The sequence below is a fragment of the Streptomyces sp. NPDC006655 genome (assembly GCF_040703965.1).
Lineage (GTDB): Bacteria > Actinomycetota > Actinomycetes > Streptomycetales > Streptomycetaceae > Streptomyces.
Window position 1 is genome coordinate 1 of record NZ_JBEYJU010000236.1, and the last position, 2,057, is coordinate 2,057.

At 67.4% G+C, this 2,057-nt stretch carries 2 protein-coding genes and 1 pseudogene; 2 read left to right on the forward strand and 1 reads right to left on the reverse strand.

Going from position 1 to position 2,057, the window contains the following annotated elements:
- Positions 1-89: 89 nt before the first annotated feature.
- Positions 90-992: an alpha/beta hydrolase gene (locus AB0958_RS44960; RefSeq protein ID WP_366896267.1), complete on the reverse strand. Its 903-nt coding sequence runs from the start codon at positions 990-992 to the stop codon at positions 90-92.
- An 85-nt stretch (positions 993-1,077) separates the two neighbouring features.
- Between AB0958_RS44960 and AB0958_RS44965 the strand changes: the two genes are divergently transcribed.
- Positions 1,078-1,668 carry a TetR/AcrR family transcriptional regulator gene (locus tag AB0958_RS44965; protein ID WP_366896268.1) on the forward strand — a complete coding sequence of 197 codons (591 nt, stop codon included), beginning with the start codon at positions 1,078-1,080 and terminating at the stop codon, positions 1,666-1,668.
- 254 nt (positions 1,669-1,922) lie between these two features.
- Positions 1,923-2,057 (forward strand): annotated as a pseudogene (locus AB0958_RS44970) (DNA-binding response regulator); the annotation flags it as partial.

The window sequence follows — 2,057 nt, forward strand, 5'->3', positions numbered from 1 at the left end:
CCCATCCGCATACCTCACACACCACGGAGTACAGCCACTACCCCAGGCCCAGCGGGGACTTCAGGAAATATCACCCTGACGAGCCGAAGTCAGTAACGGCCGCTGAAGAAGCCGGTGAGGGCGGCGGCGACGGCCTCGGGCTGCTCCTCGGGGATGTAGTGACCGGCGTCGGGCACGATGACGCCGGTCACGTTCTCGGCCCACGGGCTGATGGAGGCCGCCATATCCGGGATCGAGCCGTGGCTGCTGGAGATTCCGAGGACGGGCACGGTCAGTCGCCGTTGCTCGAGTGCCGCGCGGTTCTTGCGCGCAGACTCGGCGGCGTCCCGGTAGCAGGCGAGGCCGGCGCGCAGGCCGCCATCGACGGCGAGGGCCGCCCCGTAGTGGTCGAGCTCTGCTTCCTCGAACGCGTCGGGGGCGAGGGACTTGGTCTTCAGGAACCAGCTGGTGTACTCCCGCTCGCGGCCGGCTATCAGCGTCTCGGGAAGATCGGGCACCACGTGGAACGCGAAGTGCCAGGTCTTGAACGCCAGAGTCGGATCGAGAGGGACCGCTTCCGGCATGGTGATACCAGGAATTCCGGCGTCCAGCAGCGCGACCCCGTGCAGTCGGCTTTCGTAGTTCAAGGCGAGGGAGAAGGCGACCCAGGCGCCGATGTCGTGCCCGGCGAGCCAGTAGTCCCCCACGCCGAGAGCGTTCACGGCGGCCTGGATGTGCGCGGCAACCGTGTGCGTGTCGTAACTGAGCTCCGGATGCTCGGAATTTCCCTGGCCCGGCCGGTCGATCGCTATGACCCGGAACCGATCGGCGAGAGCAGGCATGACCTTTCGCCAGGCCCACCACGTCTGCGGGAACCCGGTGAGCAGGACGACGGCCGGTCCGTCCGGCCGACCGCCTTCGACGGCGTGCAGGCGGACGCCGTCGGCGTCGACCCAGCGGTGCGTGAATCCGGCCAGGTCATGCAGGGGCAGGGCGGGGACGGGGTTGGTCATGGGAATCCTCCATCGAGGCGGGTGGACCGTGATTCGACGCTAACACGTCTTGAACTGATCAGTCCAAGATGGGAGGATGGGCCGCATGGCAGGCAAGAAGCAGTTCGACATGGACACGGTGCTCGACGCCGCGATGATCCAGTTCTGGCGCTCCGGCTACGCCGACACCTCGCTCGACGACCTGTCCCGGGCGACCGGCCTGAACCGCAGCTCGATCTACTCCTCGCTCGGCGACAAGGACGCGCTCTTCCTTCGCTGCCTGGATCGCTACGCCACGCGCTACGGCGACAAGTTCGACGCCGCCCTCTCGTGCGCGGCCGAGGACCCCGTCGCCGCCGTCCGTGCCTTCTTCGAAGTCACCCTTAGGCGCATCGCCGACCCCGCCGTGCCCGACGGATGCCTGATGGCCCAGTCGGTCATGGCGAGTCCGGCGCTGAGCCCGAGCGTCGCAGAGCATGTCAAAGAGTTGTTCGGCTTGCAGCGCCCGCGCCTGCGCACCGCGCTGAAGGCCGGCGGAATGTCCGACGAGAACGCCGAGGACTTCGCCGTACACGTAGCGGCCGTGAACCAGTCTCTCGCGGTGATGGGCAGGGCCGGGTCGAGCCCGGAGCAACTCCGGGCGATCGTCAGTGTGACCGTCGACGCGCTCGCGCGGGCACTGAGACCGGCCGGATAGCCGGCACATCAAATTTCTGTCTGGGAGTCATAGGCGCTTCTCAATGTCCGCAGGGGCAAGACCGATGGCTGATGCAGCCGGCGTCAACCTTGGCGGGCTGGAGGAGTCGCCCCTCCGGGAGTATGGCGAATCACACCGAACTGGTCGAGATCGTCGTCAACCGGGTGTATCGCTGCAAGGATCGCGCATACGTGCGGGTTGCCCGGGCTGTCGACAGCGCCGACCTACGGGGCAGGCTCGATCGGGCAGCCGCAGTGCTCCTGCTGTCGCAGTACGTGGAGGAGCGGTACGCCGCCGATCTGCTCGCCGCCAACACCTCGGGTGTCGGTTATCTGCTCAAGCAACGCGTCGCCGACGTCGAGGAGTTCGCCGAGGCGGTGCGCCGGGTG